The sequence below is a fragment of the Micromonospora inositola genome, from assembly GCF_900090285.1.
In the GTDB taxonomy this organism is placed as follows: domain Bacteria; phylum Actinomycetota; class Actinomycetes; order Mycobacteriales; family Micromonosporaceae; genus Micromonospora; species Micromonospora inositola.
The window spans coordinates 6,555,154-6,570,252 of sequence record NZ_LT607754.1; the positions used below are offsets into that span (position 1 = coordinate 6,555,154).

At 69.9% G+C, this 15,099-nt stretch carries 16 protein-coding genes and 2 pseudogenes; 15 read left to right on the forward strand and 3 right to left on the reverse strand.

The window, feature by feature from the left end:
• The first annotated feature begins 19 nt into the window (after positions 1 to 19).
• The 9 genes from GA0070613_RS31105 to GA0070613_RS31145 all read left to right on the forward strand — a co-directional run bounded on the left by GA0070613_RS31105 (position 20) and on the right by GA0070613_RS31145 (position 7,281).
• Positions 20 to 1,138, forward strand: a complete 1,119-nt coding sequence (locus GA0070613_RS31105) for an AAA family ATPase (protein WP_089015530.1) — start codon at positions 20 to 22, stop codon at positions 1,136 to 1,138.
• A 13-nt stretch (positions 1,139 to 1,151) separates the two neighbouring features.
• Positions 1,152 to 2,750 (forward strand): VWA domain-containing protein, encoded by a 1,599-nt coding sequence (locus GA0070613_RS31110; protein ID WP_089015531.1) that lies wholly within the window; start codon positions 1,152 to 1,154, stop codon positions 2,748 to 2,750.
• A gap of 200 nt (positions 2,751 to 2,950) precedes the next feature.
• On the forward strand, positions 2,951 to 3,949 hold the full coding sequence (locus GA0070613_RS31115) for a DUF4192 domain-containing protein (RefSeq protein ID WP_231929600.1): 999 nt from the start codon (positions 2,951 to 2,953) through the stop codon (positions 3,947 to 3,949).
• A 46-nt stretch (positions 3,950 to 3,995) separates the two neighbouring features.
• Entirely contained in the window at positions 3,996 to 4,412 is a 417-nt protein-coding gene (locus GA0070613_RS31120) for a hypothetical protein (protein ID WP_089015533.1), read from the forward strand.
• 145 nt (positions 4,413 to 4,557) lie between these two features.
• A complete protein-coding gene (locus GA0070613_RS31125; RefSeq protein WP_089015534.1) occupies positions 4,558 to 5,079 on the forward strand; it encodes a hypothetical protein in 522 nt (173 codons plus the stop codon).
• A gap of 159 nt (positions 5,080 to 5,238) precedes the next feature.
• Entirely contained in the window at positions 5,239 to 6,078 is an 840-nt protein-coding gene (locus tag GA0070613_RS31130) for a hypothetical protein (protein ID WP_157746608.1), read from the forward strand.
• Positions 6,057 to 6,284 (forward strand): hypothetical protein, encoded by a 228-nt coding sequence (locus GA0070613_RS31135; RefSeq protein ID WP_089015536.1) that lies wholly within the window; start codon positions 6,057 to 6,059, stop codon positions 6,282 to 6,284. The genes GA0070613_RS31130 and GA0070613_RS31135 overlap by 22 nt, the downstream gene beginning before the upstream one ends.
• A 248-nt stretch (positions 6,285 to 6,532) precedes the next feature.
• Positions 6,533 to 6,859 carry a hypothetical protein gene (locus GA0070613_RS31140; RefSeq protein WP_089015537.1) on the forward strand — a complete coding sequence of 109 codons (327 nt, stop codon included), beginning with the start codon at positions 6,533 to 6,535 and terminating at the stop codon, positions 6,857 to 6,859.
• Positions 6,860 to 6,894: 35 nt separating this feature from the next.
• The gene (locus GA0070613_RS31145) at positions 6,895 to 7,281 is read left to right on the forward strand and encodes a hypothetical protein (protein ID WP_089015538.1); all 387 of its coding nucleotides are present in this window, start codon (positions 6,895 to 6,897) and stop codon (positions 7,279 to 7,281) included.
• 312 nt (positions 7,282 to 7,593) lie between these two features.
• Here GA0070613_RS31145 and GA0070613_RS31150 read toward each other — a convergent pair whose 3' ends face one another.
• Both GA0070613_RS31150 and GA0070613_RS31155 read right to left on the reverse strand, forming a co-directional pair.
• On the reverse strand, positions 7,594 to 8,130 hold the full coding sequence (locus GA0070613_RS31150; protein WP_089016308.1) for a putative immunity protein: 537 nt from the start codon (positions 8,128 to 8,130) through the stop codon (positions 7,594 to 7,596).
• A gap of 546 nt (positions 8,131 to 8,676) precedes the next feature.
• A pseudogene (locus tag GA0070613_RS31155) lies at positions 8,677 to 9,024 on the reverse strand (ADP-ribosylation/crystallin J1); the annotation flags it as partial.
• A gap of 347 nt (positions 9,025 to 9,371) precedes the next feature.
• Between GA0070613_RS31155 and GA0070613_RS31160 the strand changes: the two are divergent.
• Positions 9,372 to 10,142, forward strand: a complete 771-nt coding sequence (locus tag GA0070613_RS31160; RefSeq protein WP_197699020.1) for a tyrosine-type recombinase/integrase — start codon at positions 9,372 to 9,374, stop codon at positions 10,140 to 10,142.
• An 86-nt stretch (positions 10,143 to 10,228) separates the two neighbouring features.
• Positions 10,229 to 11,386 (forward strand): IS630 family transposase, encoded by a 1,158-nt coding sequence (locus GA0070613_RS31165; RefSeq protein ID WP_231929601.1) that lies wholly within the window; start codon positions 10,229 to 10,231, stop codon positions 11,384 to 11,386.
• Positions 11,387 to 11,435: 49 nt separating this feature from the next.
• On the opposite strand, the gene GA0070613_RS31170 is transcribed toward GA0070613_RS31165, so the two are convergent.
• Positions 11,436 to 11,978: a dihydrofolate reductase family protein gene (locus tag GA0070613_RS31170; protein WP_089015541.1), complete on the reverse strand. Its 543-nt coding sequence runs from the start codon at positions 11,976 to 11,978 to the stop codon at positions 11,436 to 11,438.
• A gap of 60 nt (positions 11,979 to 12,038) precedes the next feature.
• Between GA0070613_RS31170 and GA0070613_RS34585 the strand changes: the two are divergent.
• The 4 genes and pseudogenes from GA0070613_RS34585 to GA0070613_RS31190 form a co-directional block, all read left to right on the forward strand.
• A pseudogene (locus GA0070613_RS34585) lies at positions 12,039 to 12,177 on the forward strand (IS630 family transposase); the annotation flags it as partial.
• Between the two features lie 413 nt (positions 12,178 to 12,590).
• Positions 12,591 to 13,052: a GntR family transcriptional regulator gene (locus tag GA0070613_RS31180; RefSeq protein WP_197699021.1), complete on the forward strand. Its 462-nt coding sequence runs from the start codon at positions 12,591 to 12,593 to the stop codon at positions 13,050 to 13,052.
• Entirely contained in the window at positions 13,049 to 13,969 is a 921-nt protein-coding gene (locus GA0070613_RS31185) for an ABC transporter ATP-binding protein (protein ID WP_089015543.1), read from the forward strand. The genes GA0070613_RS31180 and GA0070613_RS31185 overlap by 4 nt, the downstream gene beginning before the upstream one ends.
• Positions 13,966 to 15,030: an ABC transporter permease gene (locus GA0070613_RS31190; protein ID WP_089015544.1), complete on the forward strand. Its 1,065-nt coding sequence runs from the start codon at positions 13,966 to 13,968 to the stop codon at positions 15,028 to 15,030. The genes GA0070613_RS31185 and GA0070613_RS31190 overlap by 4 nt, the downstream gene beginning before the upstream one ends.
• The last annotated feature ends 69 nt before the right edge of the window (positions 15,031 to 15,099 follow it).

A 15,099-nucleotide genomic window follows, 5' to 3' on the forward strand; every position in this document is an offset into this window, starting at 1 on the left:
TACGTACAGGAGGCCCCGCATGGAACCTGCCACCGCACCCGACACCGCCGACGACACGCCACCCGGCGGTGACCGTCGGCCCGGCTATCTCTACCGACAGGTCGCCGCCTACCTCGCCAGCCATCCCGACCAGGTCCTGAAGGTCGGCGAGGTGACCACCGCGATCGCCGCCCGATCCACCGGCGCGGTCTTCGAAGCCCTCAAAAAGATGGCCGCCGCTGGATACGCGACTCACCAGACCGGCCCGCACCGCTTTCAGATCACGAACGCCGGCATCGACGCCGCCGGCGCCATGCCACCGCCTGCCCCGCGATCCTCCGGCGGCGGCCGCGGGGTGGGGCGGCGGCGGCCGGTGCCACGCCCGAACGGCGACCTCTACTTTCCCCGCCGGCTCGCCGGTGCCACCGACGTGGACGTGCTGCGCCGGCTGCGAGACAAGCGCATCCCCGTGCTGCTCTACGGCCCGCCCGGCACCGGCAAGACCGCCCTCGTCGAGGCCGCGTTCCCCGACCTTCTCACTGTGGCCGGGACGGGCGACACCGTCGTGGAGGACTTCCTCGGCAACTTCATCCCCCTCCCCGGCGGCGGGTACGAGTTCGTCTACGGCCCGCTCGTGACTGCGATGCGGGAAGGGCGGGCGCTGCTCATTGACGACGCCACCCTCATCCCGCCGAAGGTTCTCGCTGTGCTGTACCCGGCGATGGACGGTCGGCGGGTGATCACGATCCCCGGGTACCGCAACGAACGGGTCGAGGCCGTCGACGGGTTCTACGTCATCGCCGGCCACAACCCCGGCGTCCACGGCGCCATCCTCACCGAGGCCCTCGCGTCCCGGTTTGAGGTGCACATCGAGGTCACGACCGACTGGGACCTCGCCCGCCACCTCGGCGTCCCCGCCCCCGCCGTGCAAGCGGCCATCGCGCTAAACGCTGACCTGGCGGCGGGGCGGGTGTCGTGGGCGCCGCAGCTACGCGAGCTGCTCGGCTTCGCCCGCGTCCGTAAAACCCTCGGCCTGCCCGCGGCAATAGGCAACCTCGCCGGCCGCGCCCCGGAAGACGACCGGTCGGCGGTCACCGCCGCCCTGCAACAGCACTTCGGCGCGGACGTGACCGCGCTGACCCTCGGCAAGCAACGCTGACAGGAGACCCCTCATGCCTCATCCCTCCGCCCATCAACGGCCCGGCCACACCACCGCGGCCGGCGGTGATCCGGACTGGCAGGACTGGAGCGACGCGTGGACCCGGCACATCCCGGTCCTGACCGGCCGCACCGACCTGACCGTCACGGTCGCGCCCGGCGCGGGCGGCGGCGCCCCCGCCTGCTTCTACCCCGACCAGCGCCGCATCGAAGTCGACGCCACCCACATCGGCGCCCCCGATACCGCCAACCCGAAGCGGGCCGGCCACAAGCGGCTCGTGCCCACCGCCTACGGGTTGCTCGTCCACGAGGCCGCGCACGCCGCCCACAGCCAGTGGCGCACCCCGCCCGGCACCCCACCGGTCGTCGCCGCCGTCGCCGAGGTCCTCGAGGAGTCCCGCATCGAGTACCGGCAACGCACGCGCCGGCGCGGTGACCGGCGGTGGCTTCGCCACACCGTCACCACCCTGATCAGCGGCGGCGACGCCCCCGTCGACGACCCGTGGCACGCCGGACACCTCGCCGGGCTGCTCCTCGCCCGGGTCGACGCCCGCATCATCACCGCCAAGGACATCCGCGGTGTCCGCGCCGCTGTTACCGCGATCCTCGGCCGCAAGCGCCTCCTGCAGCTGCGAGACGTGTGGCGGCAGGCGCACGCCACCGACGACTCCGACGCCGACAGCATGGTCGACCTGGCGTGGCGGTGGTGCCGGATCCTCGGCATCGACCCCCGCCTGCAGCCGCAGACACCGGTACCGGATCCGGGCGTGTTCGCCGGCCGGCTCGCCCAGGCCCTGACCGACTACCTCGCCCACGCCGCCGGGCTCACCCCCGCCGAGTACCGGGCACAGCAGCTGAACGCCCGGTTCTCCGCCCCCGCGACCTGGAGCCGACGCGAGCCCACCGACGCCGAACGCGCCGCCGCCCGCCACCTCGCCGCCCGGCTGCGCCGCGCCCGCACCCACCAACCCGAACCCGACACCCGGCCCAGCCTCATCCCACCCGGCAGGCTCCGCACCCGCCACGCCATCACCGCCCAGGCGCAGCGCGCCGCCGGGACCATCCCCACCGCCACACCCTGGCAGCAGCGGGCCACGCTGCCGCCGCCGAAGCCGACCCTGCACCTGGGCGTCATCGTCGACGTGTCGTACTCGATGCACCCCTACGCCGGACCCATGTCGTCGGCCGGGTGGATCCTCGCCCACGCCGCCCGCAGCAACGACGCCGTCACCGCCACCATCGCGTTCGGCAGCGACGTCACCCTGCTCATCGGCCCACGGCAACGCCCTACCCAGGTGCTGGAGATGAACACGTTCGGCGGCAGCAGCACGTTCATCGACGCCGTCAAACTCGCCGATGAGGTCCTGCACCTGCGTCAACCCGGCAGGCTGCGGATGCTCGCGGTGGTCTCCGACGGCGACCTCGACGACATCCCGGCGGCGCAGCGGCTCGTCAGCGCCCTGCACCGCGCCGGATGCGCCGTGTTGTGGCTACGCCCCGCCGACCTGGACGGTCACACCTTCACCGACACCACCACCGTCCTGGTCGCCGACCCGGTGCAGGCCATCGACCACATCGCCGACGCCGCGGTCACCGCCCTCGAGCAGGCCTGACAACAGCCAGCTGACCGGCCCTGGACGCATCCGGCCGAAGCCAGACGCCGCGGATGCCCCCGCCTGCCTCGTCGACCGACTCCGATCGGTCCTTTCCCCGCACCGCCTGCAGCCGCTTGCCCGGCTACCCGCGCGACCGCGCCACCCCGGGCACGGCCGCACCGCCGTGCCCGGACTCCCTCACACATTTTGGAGACGTCGTGAGCGACAAGCACCGCCTACCGGTTACCTCACCGGCTGACCTGATCGCCGCCGTGCCCTACCTGCTCGGCTTCCACCCCACCGACAGCCTGGTCCTCGTCGGTCTCGCCGGCACCCGCGTCGCTGTCGCCAGCCGCACCGACCTACCCGACCCCGCCGATCCGGTCGGCTGGGCCGACGAGCTGATGCCTCAACAGCTGCGCATGCTCCGCCACGCCGGCGTGACCACCGCGATCGTCATCGGCTACGGCCCCACCGATCTGGTCACGCCCGTCGTCGACACTGTCACGCCCCGGCTACGTGATGCCGGTATCGACGTGTTCGACGCGTTGCGGGTCACCGACCGCCGCTACTACTCCTACCTCTGCCAGGACCTCACCTGCTGCCCCATTGACGGGGTGCCCTTCGACCCCGACCGCAGCGACCTCACCCTGCACGCCATCGTCGCCGGTTGCAGCACCCTGCCCGACCGGCGGGCGCTCGTCGCCAGCATCGCCCCCATCGACGGTCCCGCCCGCACCGCCGTCACTCGCGCCACCTACAAGGCACGGGCACGCCGCCGCACCCTCTCTGCCGAGGGTGGTCGGGATGCGCTGATCCGCGCGGGCGAGGACATCGTGCGGGAAACGTTCGCCCGTTACGCCGACGACCAGGTGCTCACCGACGACGAGCTGGCCTGGCTCACGGTGCTCCTACCGATCACCGCGATCCGCGATACCGCGTGGCGGGCCACCGACTCGCAGCCCTGGCATGTCGCGCTGTGGAGCGACATCACCCGCCGCGCCCAACCCGACCTCGCCGCCCCACCCGCCAGCCTGCTCGCCTTCGCCGCCTGGCGCAGCGGCGCCGGAGCGTTGGCCTCCGTCGCCGTCGACCGCGCCCTGCAGGCGAACCCCAGCTACTCCCTCGCCCAGCTCATCGACCGGGCGCTACGCGAAGGGCTCCCCCCGTCCGTGCTCGACGGCTGGCCCGACCAGGACTTCCCCACCGCGCCCTGACCCCGAGCGCCATCACCGGTCACGCCACCATCCGGAAAGGAAACCTGTGTCTGACTACCTCGATGTCCTGCGACACCTCATCCGCAGGGAGGGTTATGCCCTCGACGCGGACGAGCTGGACGCCACCTGTGCGCAGCATCCCGACGCCGTATGCGCGCTGTTCTCGGCAGCCTGGACCATCGCTGCCGCCGACGCGCAGATCGCCACGCTGACCAACGCGGCGAACCTGCTCTGCGACGTTCACTCCGACGGCGACATCAACACGGTCCTGTCCATGCGAGAGCACCTCGACCGCGTCGCCGACGCCCTCACCCGCGCCCTCGCCCAGCGAGACAAGGCCACCGCCCGCCTACGGCAGGAGTGCGACGCCCTCACCGACCTGGGCACCGGTCTGATCACCCGTCCCGGCGACAGCACCCCTCCCGCTGACCAACCCGACAGCGCATACCCGGCCACGCCGTGACCACCGCTGCATAGAGCCCACCGACACGCCCCGGCGAGCCGGCCCTCTACCGGCACCGCCGGCAACTCCTGCGCCCCGCGCCTCATCCCGGCTGCGGGGCGCCTCCACATCCGTTCACTGAAACCAGAAGAGGAGCACACCGCAGATGACCAGCGCGGACGTCCCACCCCGCGAGCCGGCACTCGAAACAATCCTGCATACCAGCTGGGAGGCCTTCCACCCCGGCCAGCAGGCACCACTGGGCTGGCTCACCTACACCACCGCCCAGGTCCTGTCCCACCTGCGCCAGACCCACACCCCGCCGGACATCGCCGGGCACCCGGACGCGATCGACCGGTTCCACCGGCAGCTGCGTGAAGCGCTCGCCGGCGCCGTCTGCACCGAGCAGGTCAGCACCGACGCCGCGAACAGCCTCCTGGAGGTCCTCGACCTGCCGCTTCTGCCCCGCCGCTGGCAGGTCCGCCTCACCCTGCCCCTGCTCATCGACATCACCGCCACCACCCGCGAGGACGCCTTCACCAACGCGGAGAACACCATCGAAGCCGCGCTGGCCGATCTGCCCGCCCTCATCGAGTGGGACGGGCAGGAAGGCTACGAAGCCCTCGGCGGTGGCCTCGACGCCGACGAGCCACTCCGCCAGGACGGCGATGGCACCGCCCACGGCTGACACTCGGCCTCCTCCCGCGCACGCGCCGGCACTCGACTGGGCCTTGCACAAGCTGCGGCGCCATCAGGGTCTCGGCCGTGCGCGGTCTCGTCCTTCCGTTCGCGCGGCGTCCCGGTCCTTTCCGGGACGCCGCCGCTGCTTTCTCCCTGGAGCTTTGTGATGTTGTATCGCATGTGGTGGCGCACGGAGGACGTGCTGCCCCTCGCCGAAACCACCATGGCCGCAGCCCACCGCAGTGCCGGGCGGCGACGCCGCCCCGCCCTCCTGTTGACCAGCGGCCCCGATGGCCTCTCGCTGACGGGTTCACCCGGTCCCGCCGGCCAGCACCCCACCGCTGCGAAGGCACGGGCGGAGACCTGGGTGCGGCCCGCCACGGCGCCGCCAGCGCCGGAATTCCGGGTGGTGCTCCCGCTGCCCCGCTGCCGGATCGGCCGGCACAGCCTGTGGCGGCTGCTCCGCAAGGCAAGCCTTCGCCGGTTGCACTGGATCAGCATCACCGTCGACCCCTCCCCCGGCGGCCGGGTTCGCTACGAGGCGGCTGCCAGCCGAGGTGATGTTCTGCCGCCCGGGATCACGTGGACGCCGATGGCCGTCATCTGCGACGTCGTCGGCGGCAAGGCGTTCCGCGCGCTGGTCGCCGACGGGCACACCAGCGTCGACGACGGTGCGGTACTTGCCCGGTTCCCCCGCTACGCGGTGCAACTCATGGCCACCCACCTCGACGGGCTGAGGCTCGGGGACATGCCCGGCGAGCACCCGCTGCTGCGCTTCGACGGCGACACCGTTGTCGTCGAGTGGGAACACGGCGAGTTCGGATTCACCCGCCGCATCGAGTGCGACCGCATCAATCCCGACGCCAACGGCTGCTACGCCATTGGCGCCTACCAGTGGCCATGGACACTGCTGCCCACTTCGGACGACGGCACCCACCAGGAGGATGCCGCCACCGGCCAAGACCAACCGCTGCCGCCGTCGCCTTGGCCCGCTACGCCGACCTGATCCTGGTCGAGATCAACCACACCGTCGAGGTGCAGAACGAGGGCAGCGCTCGGCTACGCACACCCGGCAGACCGTCCGGCACCTACAGCACCTGCACCTTCCCCGCCCACGACCACACCACCAGCACCGGCCGCGACCGCGAAGCCCTCGATGTCCCGGCACCGATGCGGTGCCGCCGCGGCGGCCAGCGCGCCCATTACGACTAACTGCTGCTGGACTGCAGGCACGACGACCCCGCCACTGGCGACTGCCTCGTCAACCGCCGAGACACCTGACCCCGCCGGGCGGGGCCTGGGCGTCGTCTACCCGATGTCGCGGCGACGACTTGATCTATCCGGAAAGTCGAGCGTCACTCGTCGCGGCCGCCACCCCGGCGGACCCGACAGCGGCCCCCGCACCGCTGGCCAGGGTGGCGGCCACCCGAGTCGCACACGCACCGGAAGGGCAGCCTTTGATGTCGCAGCCGCACCGCCGCACCGTACCGCCCCACGTCACCGACGTCCTACTGTGGCTCCTCGCCACCGACGTCGCCGCCCAGCACCTTCCCGACCCCGACCGGCCCGGCCACTGCGCCAACCTGCGCTGCCACAAGGAGACGTACCCGTGTCCGCCGGCGGGCGACGCCTACCGAGCGTGCCGCGCCGCGACCCGGCCCACGCTGCTCGCTCGTGGCCGGGCGCGGGTCATCGTCCCTGCCGCCGCCGCAGCGGCACGGTTCGCCGGCTGGTTCCGGCCTACCCGACCACAGCAACGGCCGACGTCGGTGCCGCGAGCCGCCTGACCTTGGCCGCATAGGCACCTGCAGAAGGAGACACCATGGATCCGTTGCCCGACCCTGGCAAGCACGTCGGCACCACCAACGCGAACCTCAGCGTCGGCGACCCCGACCTCGGCAAGTCACGCCTGCTGTCGCGGCAGTGCGACACCTGCGTGTTCGCCCCTGGCAACAAGATGCACCTCACCCCGGGTCGGCTTCGCGACCTGGTCGCCGAAGCCCGAGCCAGGGAGTCATTTATCGTCTGCCACTCCACGCTCCCCCACTACAAGCACCCCGACGCCAAGCCGGCGATCTGCCGCGGCTTTGCCGACCGATACCACACCCAGGCGCTGCAGCTCATTGAACGGCTCTTCGGCTTCGTCGAGGTCGATCCGCCACAGCCTTCCGGCCCGCAGCGAGGACCAAACGACACCACCGGGACGTGACGTAGCCCCACGGCACCCTCCGGCCCGCCGCGCTTTGCGAAAGGGACGCCGCAGCGGATCGCACCGACAGAAGGAGCTGGCCCATCATGGGCATCGAAGAGTTCATGCGCCGCCAGGACGAGATCATCGACGAGGTCGGCTGGCCGGTCACCCTCGTCATGCCGGCCGCCGACGACCCCGACGACGGCGAGCCGTTCGCATTGCCGACACGTGACGCATCCGCTTCTGCCGATGACCGGATGGTGGTTAGTGACCGCTCCGCTTGCTGCGTGCGTCAGTCCCACTCACGGTCTATGCCAGGGCGGCGCCGACTCAGAACGAACGCAGTGAGGTGTCCAACGTCTTCATCAATTGACCCACGCGATTCTTGCTCGCTGGGGCGGGAGGGTAGCGCCTGAGCACGCCAACGAGTGCCGGCCTCGCACGTTGGCAAGCCTGCTCGATCAGCCGTGTTCCCACGGCTTGGTCCCCGCCCGCAGCCAGTTCCGCCGCACGTGCTGCGTGTGCTGCGGCGCGCAGAATGTGTCCGACCTGGGTCGCTTTGGCGAGAGGGTGGAGGTACGCGGCGGCGGCAGCATCGCCAGCGGCACGTGCAGCTGCCTGAGCGGCTTCAGTGGTCGCGTCCCTCGCAGCCCTGTGCGCATCCAATGCGGTGATGCGTTGTAGCTTCGTCCGCTGAGCACCCTGAGCGAATGTCCACGCCGCTTCAACGGCTGCACGAGGTCGTCGATCGTCAGGACGATCTTCCTCGAAGATCGACAGCACCTCCTGAGCGCTTTCCACCGCATAGCGAGCGACCACTCGGAGCTCCTCCATAGTCAGCCCAAAGTCGCCGGGTTCAATCGTCATGTCCCTATCGTCGCAGAGACAGCGCAGCAACTGCCTCTGGGTGATCCAGCCCTGAGACACTCCATCCTGCCGACTCCCGCCCGCTGCCCGCCTGGACTCGCGGTGCACTGATCTGCCGCGAGGTGCGCGGTCGATCATGCCCGCCGATGTCCGCTAATCCTCGACGTCGAACTCGAAGGTGCCCGCCTCGATGCGGTCGATGAGCTGGCTGACATCGTCCGCTTGCCGGATCGCGCTTTCCCATCCATTGCTTGTGATGTCGACCAGCAGCACCGGTGCAGGGTCGCTGCGCAGGTCGAGCACGAGCTGTTCACGGGAGCCGTCACCGCCGATGATCGCGATGCTGGGGTGCGCACCAGTGGCTTCGTCCCATGTGTCATGCAGCTCGAGCATCTCGCGTGGCGAATTGAGCCAAACGTAGGCTCCGCTGGTCACCCAGCCTCGCCGGAACCACGACTCACCTTGGAGGTAGGTTCGCCACTCGGCAGGCAGAGGTCGGCCCAGGGCCTTGTCGGCGTCGATGAACTCCTGGTCGTTCACTGGGCCGCGGTACTCGGCTTCCTCGATGATCGCGCCGACGAGGTGGGCGTTGAGATCGGCAAGCTCCTCGGCGGGGATCCAGTACTCCAACACGTCGCGGCCACCGGCCTGGTGAACCTCGTAACGGTCCAGGTACGAACGCTGGACGTCGAGCCGGGTTACGTAGCCGACACCCTCGGCGGGGACGTTCCACTCGCGGGCGATCTTCGTGGCGTACCAGCGGTTGAGCACGGGGTAGAAGATCGGCTGGTCCGGCAGGCGTGGTGGCCAAGCCCGCCACCCCGACGCCGCCACGAGGTCAAGTTCGGCCTGCCCGGTGGGCCGCCAGAGGGTGATCGTGTCGGAGTTGTCGATGGTCTGCTCCTCGCCAATCGTGGTTGCGGGGTGGTCGTGGCGAGCCACGCGTCCAACATTCTGGTGGTATCGGCCCCGAGCGTTGCCGTGGCCCGGCCGGCTCGGCCATCCGAAAAGGCGCAAACGTACGGTCCCGCATGCGCTCATCTGCCGCGCGGAGTGCGCTAGCACCGACCGTGACTGGTGACGCACCGTGAGATATGACTACCTCTCCCGCTTCCAGTGCCGGTGTCGTCTCTCCTGAACATGTCGTGCTGCGTGCGGCAGTGGCTGCCTACCTTGGTCGGTACCGGGGTGCCTCGCGGCTACACACCGAGTCCGACCTGCGGATTTTCCTGACCTGGTGCGTGGGCCAGGACCTGAACCCGCTGTCGGCCGCACGCGCGGACATCGAACGGTACGTACGTTGGCTCCAGGACGTACGCCGCTACCAGCCCTCGACCGTCTCCCGCCGCCTGTCGGTGGTAGTCGGCTTCTACCGCGTCTGCGTCATCGACGGCATCCTGCCGCACTCACCCGCCGACTACGTCCGCAGACCGGTCGTGCCACCCGAATCACCCACCCTCGGGCTGGGCCACCTCCAGTTCGAAGCCCTGATCACCACCGCACGACTGTCAGCCAACCCGAACGACTTCGCGCTGATCGCCATGCTCGGCCTGCTCGGGCTGCGGATCTTCGAAGCCTCCGGCGCCAACATCGGTGACCTCGGCGAGGAGCACGGCCACCGCGTCCTACGCGTGCGCGGCAAGGGCGGCAAAGTCGTCCTCATCCCGCTCCCGCCCGCGGTAGCCAGAGCCATCGACCGCACGGTCGACGACCGCCTCGATGGCCCGATCCTGCGCAACACCCTCGGGGCGCGGATGGACCGGCACGCGGCAACCCGCCGGCTCAGACACCTGGCCGCCACTGCCGGAATCCGGATGCCGAGGATGCACCCGCACATGCTGCGACACACCTTCGTCACCACCATGCTCGACGCCGGCGTCAGCCTGCGCGACGTGCAAATCGCCGCCCGTCACGCCGATCCTCGCACCACCATGCGCCACGACCGCGCCCGCAAGAACCTCGATCGGCACCCCAACTACATCCTCGCCGCCTACATGGCCTCCGGAACCTAGTGCTCTGACCAGAAACGTTCACGGTGTTGGATGACACGCCGCTCGACCTGCCGGTCGGGTGGCGTGGCTGGGCTCAGGCTGGGCGGGTGGCAGAACCCGTGCGTGTGCGGCGGCTGTCTGACCAGGAGGGTCAGCAGCTGCTGAGGATCACCAGGAGAGGAACAGGCTCGGCGATCCGGCTGCGTCGGGCGATAGTCGTGCTCGCCTCGGCCGGCGGGAACACCGTGCCGGCGATCGCTCGGCTGGTCCAGGCTGATGAGGATTCGGTCCGCCAAGTCATCCACCGCTTCAATGACCGAGGGATGGCCAGTCTGGACCCTCAGTGGGCGGGTGGCCGTCCCCGCCTGATCAGTCCTGATGACGAGGCGTTCATCATCACGACGGCCACCACTCGTCCGGAAGCGCTCGGGCTGCCGTTCACCCGGTGGAGCCTGCGCAAACTCGCTGACCACCTGGTCCACGACCGCGGTGCCCGGCGGGTGCAGGTCTCCCGCGAGCGGCTGCGCCTGCTGCTGCGCGAGCACGGGTTGACGTTCCAGCGGACGAAGACTTGGAAGGAGTCCACCGACCCGGACCGCGACGCGAAACTCGCCCGGATCGAGGAGGTGACCAGCCGGTTCCCGGACCGGGTGTTCGCCTTCGACGAGTTCGGCCCCCTGGCGATCCGCCCGCACGGCGGCGCGTCGTGGGCACCGGCCGGCCATCCCGACCGGCTCCCGGCGAACTACCGCAAGCTCCATGGGGTGCGGCAGTTCCACGGCTGCTACAGCCTCGGCGACGACCAGCTCTGGGGTGTCGTGCGGCAGCGTAAGTCCGCGGCGAACACCTTGACCGCGCTCAAGAGCATCCGGGCGGCCCGCCCGGACGGCGCGCCGATCTACGTCATCCTGGACAACCTCTCCGCGCACAAGGGCGTCAAGATCCGGGCCTGGGCGGCCAGGAACCGGGTCGAGCTGTGCTTCACGCCGACCTACGCGTCCTGGGCGAACCCGATCGAGGCGCAGTTCGGGCCGCTGCGCACGTTCGTCATCGCCGGGTCGAACCACCCCAACCACCCGGTGCTGGCCCGGAAACTGCACGCCCACCTGCGGTGGCGCAACGCCAACGCCCGCCACCCCGACGTCCTGGCCGCCCAACGACGCGAACGCGCCCGGATCCGCTCCGAACGCCAACACCGATGGGGTCAGACCCCGCACGGGCGGCGGCCTGACCAACACCGTCGACGTTTCTGGTCAGAGCACTAGACGTCAGGGTGTCCGCTACGTGCTGGTGTCAACTGCTGGAGGGCTGCGCCTACTTTCGCACGCGGAAGCGGAGCATTGTGACGGCGCCCGACTGGGTGTTGCTGAAAGGTTCCAGGTCGATCCTGTCGAGGCTTGGGGGCGAGAAGCAGACACCGTCGCCGAGCAGCACCGGTAGGACATACACCAGGATCTCGTCGACGAGCCCGCGCTGCAGGCACTGGGCGGCCACGTCAGCACCGAGGATCTCCAGGTTCTTGCCGCCCGCGGCGCTGCGTGCCGTGGCAACGGCTTCCTCGATGTCACAGGTGAGGAACGTGACGGTAGGGTCCGGCTCGTCCGGAGGCTCGTGGGTGAGGACGAACTGTCCTCCCCCGTCGTAGGGGGTGTCCTGGTCGGCCATACGCTTGGCGACCTCGTACGTGCCCCGGCCGATGAGCATGGCACCCGTGGCCGCCATAACCTCCGGGAACGTATCCGCAGTCAGGTACTCGAAGATCCAGTCCATCGCGTGGCCAGGACCGGCGATGAACCCGTCCAGCGACATCGCCCTGTTCACGACCACTTTGCCGGTGCCGATGCTCACATCGCTCATGCGTCTTCTCCAAGGATTTTGGGGGCCCGGGGCCGAATCATAGTTCGGCCGGTGGGGAGGGCGACGGAGTTGCACGCGTATCTGCGGTGGCCCAACGCGAACAACCGGCATCCGGATGTGCTGGTCGCGCAGCGTCGGGAACGTGCCCGGGTACGGAGTGAACGACACGTGGGGTCGTCCCCAGTCCCGGGCTGCGTGACCAACCCGGTGATCGTTTGTGGTCACCGCACTAGTGACCTCGACAATCGGATCTGCCGATGTGCGGGCGTCGTACGGTCGAGCGGCGAGGGCCGCACCTTTGTGCCACGCCCGAACTCATATTGCGTCGTCCGCCGGAGTGCATGCCCGACCTCATGACTGCGCGGCCCGCGACCGGTCGTGCTGGCATATCGGACTTCCCTGCAGCAATCAGCAGCGCGACCGTTCAGGGTGCGGGACAGAGCGTCTGAAGCTGCGGACTGCCGCCCGATACAGCGACCGCGCCTGGCAGGCGATGGGGCGAGCCGTTCGATGCCGCCAGCTGCCCGGGCACGTCCTTGCCATGTCGGTTGACTGCTGTTCTACTTGACCAGAACAATCCGCGATGCCCGCAGCGGATAGGAGGACCACTAGGTGATCAACTTTCATGTCGACCGGTCCAGCAGCGTCCCCGCCTACGCCCAACTGGTGCGGCAGGTGCGCGAAGGGCTACGGATCGGGACGCTGCAACCCGGGGACCAACTCCCCACCGTGCGCAGCGTGGTGACCTCGTGCACGGTCAACCCGACCACGGTGCTTAAGGCCTACCGGGAACTGGAGCTGTCCGGCCTGGTGGAGGCGCGGCAGGGGGCGGGCACCTTCGTCAGCGGAACGCTCGGCCACGCGGATCCCCATGTCATGGCCCGCTTACGCAGCAGCCTGGCCCGGTGGCTCGGCCAGGCCCGCGAGTTCGGTCTGGAGGACGAGGACGTCCAGGCGCTGCTCGCCTCGGTGATCGCGGAGAACTCGGCGCGCAGGGCCCAGGCTGGCGGCGACCGGACGCAGGCAGAACCGGCACCGGGCGCTGGGTTCCAGAAGAAGGAAGGCGCCGCATGAGCGAGCCGTCCATCGCCGTGGAAGCCCGCGACGTGGGCAGGCGCTACGGCACCGTTTGGGCGCTACGGGAGTGCAGCTTCCAACTGCCCGCCAGCCGCATCATCGCGCTGGTCGGCGCGAACGGCGCGGGCAAGTCGACGCTGATGAGCATTATCGCCGGTACGTTGGCGGCCACCTGCGGCTCGCTGCTGGTCCACGGCCGACCGATGGTGAAGGGCAGGTCCACCAACGGGGGTGGCTCTGCCGGGAGCCGGGTCGCGATCCTGGCCCAGGACAAGCCGCTGTACCGGGACTTCAGTGTGTCGGACATGCTCCGCTTCGGAAGGTCGATGAACCGCGTGTGGGACCAGCGGCGGGCGCTGTCGTGGCTTCAGCGCTTCGACATCCCCCTGGACCGCCGCTGCGGCAAGCTGTCGGGCGGGCAGCGGGCGCAGGTCGCGCTGGCGGTCGCCCTGGGCTCCCGCCCAGCGGTGCTGCTGTTGGACGAGCCCCTCGCGAACCTGGACCCGGTGGCCCGCACCGAGGTGACCGGCGAACTCATGGCGGAGGCCGCCGACAGCGACATGACCGTCATGCTGTCGACCCACATCATCGCCGAGCTCAGTGGCGTCGGTGACCATCTGCTGCTGCTCGACGCGGGCCGGCCCGTGCTCACCGGCGACGTCGAGGATCTGCTCGACAGCCACGTGCGGCTGACCGGACCCCGCGCGGACCAGCCACCTGGCCCGGGCGCGATCGTCCAGGCGCAGCACACTGACCGCCAGTCCACGTTCGTCCTCCGGCAGCCAGCGCCACCGACGGCGCACGCCGTCGTCGCCCCCGGCTGGACCGCCCAGCCCATCACCCTGGACGAGCTGATCCTGACCTACCTCAAGGCATCGTCCAAGGCACACCACGATCTGGAGACAGCAGCATGAGCCCGGTCACCCAAGCGCCCGCCCCCACGAACCGCCAGGACGATCTCGCGTCCGCCGGGGGCGTCCGCGGTCTGCTGTGGCTGACCTGGCGCCAGCACCGCTGGACCCTGATCGGCACGCTCATCCTGGCTGCGGTCCTGGTGGGCTGGATGACCTACCTATCCATGGAACTGACTGACCTGTGGCACCAGTGCCACGACACGTTCTGCCCGGAGAACTCCCCGCAAGGCGAGCGGCTCGCCGGGTCCTCGAGCCTGGTCTTGACCCTGGGTGCCCTGTCGCGGCTGGTGCAGTACATGCCGCTGCTGATCGGCGTGTTCATCGGCGTCCCGGTGCTGACCAGGGAGCACGAGCAGCGAACCCTGCTGCTGGCCTGGAGCCAGGACGTCTCCCCGACGCGCTGGCTGTGGACCAAGCTCGGCTTGCTTGGCCTGTTCGTGACGGCTGTGACCGCGGCCGTCGCCGGCGTCAGCGATCACCTTGCGCACCTGGAAACCCAGGTCGCTCCGGGAAACCTCTTCAACTACGTGCCGTTCCTGAACACCGGGATGCTGCCGGTCGCGATCAGCATCTGCTGGTTCGCGGTCGGCGTTGCACTCGGCGCCGCGATCAAACGCACGCTCCCCGCCGTGTTCGGCGTGATCGCGGGCTTCATCGGCCTGACCTACCTCGTCCAGTGGCGCTACCCCACCCTCATGAAGCCGTTATCCGCGCACCTGCAAGTGGGCGGGCCGGACGGCGGTCTGTTGCGCGACAACGCCCTGGTCGTCAAGGGCGGCATGATCGACTACGGTAGCGACGGTCCGTCCGGCGCGTTCGACGCCTCTGGACGCCAGTTCAGCGGCGTCGAGCTGCAACGCCTCTGCCCGCCCGACAACGGTGCCGGCACGATGCTCTCCTGCTACTCCAACAACCATCTCCTGCAGCACCTGCAGTACCAGCCGGGCAGCCGGATCCCCGACTTCCATCTGATCGTCGCGACCGGCTACCTGGGCCTGACCGCGGTGGCCCTCGCCGCCGTCTGGTTAATCGTCCGCCGCACCAACCTCAGCGCGGGCTGACCCCCAGCCCCCGAGGTATCGCACCCCTCGGCAACGATGCGCCGTGCCGCAGGACGATATCGATGCGGA